General features: G+C 59.9%; 1 protein-coding gene and 1 pseudogene. Both read right to left on the bottom strand.

The genetic code is table 11. From position 1 onward, the window contains the following. Positions 1-185: pseudogene (locus G9Q84_RS29025) on the bottom strand (L-arabinose ABC transporter permease AraH); the annotation flags it as partial. Positions 186-194: 9 nt separating this feature from the next. Beyond that, the coding region (locus G9Q84_RS29020; protein WP_338104114.1) for an ATP-binding cassette domain-containing protein at positions 195-611 on the bottom strand (417 nt) is incomplete at its 5' end.

Below are 611 nucleotides of genomic sequence, written 5' to 3'. Positions count from 1 at the left end.
ATGCCCACGGTGGAAATCGCCAGGCCCAGGCCGCGCATGTTCAGCGGTGAGAGGAAGTTGTCGATCAGCAAGGCGCACAGCACAAAGATGCTCACCGCCGCCAACAGCATCGCCCAGTTGTCGAGCAGTGCGCGCAGGTCGAAGGGTTTGCGTGCGGTGGGCAACGCGTTGTTTTGAGTGTTCATGGTCGTCTCTCAGTTCGTCACGCGGCGCGGCAGGGCCAGCTGCAGCAGGTTGGATTCGGTGGCGTTTTCACGGGTTTGTTCACCGCGCAGGGCGCCTTCGCACAGCACCAGGATGCGGTCGGAAATACCCATGACTTCCATCAAGTCGCTGGACACTACGATCACCGCAATGCCGCTGGCCGCCAGGTTATGGATGATCTGGTAGATCTCCGACTTGGCGCCGATGTCGATGCCCCGCGTCGGTTCATCCAACAGCAAGACCTTCATCGGCATCGACAGCCAGCGCCCCAAAATGGCCTTCTGCTGATTGCCGCCGGACAGGTACATGATTTTCTGTTGCGCATCCGGGGTTTTGACTTTCATCGCCTTGATTTGCTGGTCGGCGTTGCCTTTCTCCCAGGGCTCGCGCAGCAACCAGCCGAACGA

The sequence above is a fragment of the Pseudomonas sivasensis genome (assembly GCF_013778505.1).
Classification (GTDB): domain Bacteria; phylum Pseudomonadota; class Gammaproteobacteria; order Pseudomonadales; family Pseudomonadaceae; genus Aquipseudomonas; species Aquipseudomonas sivasensis.
This window is presented reverse-complemented; position numbering and strand designations above follow the sequence as displayed.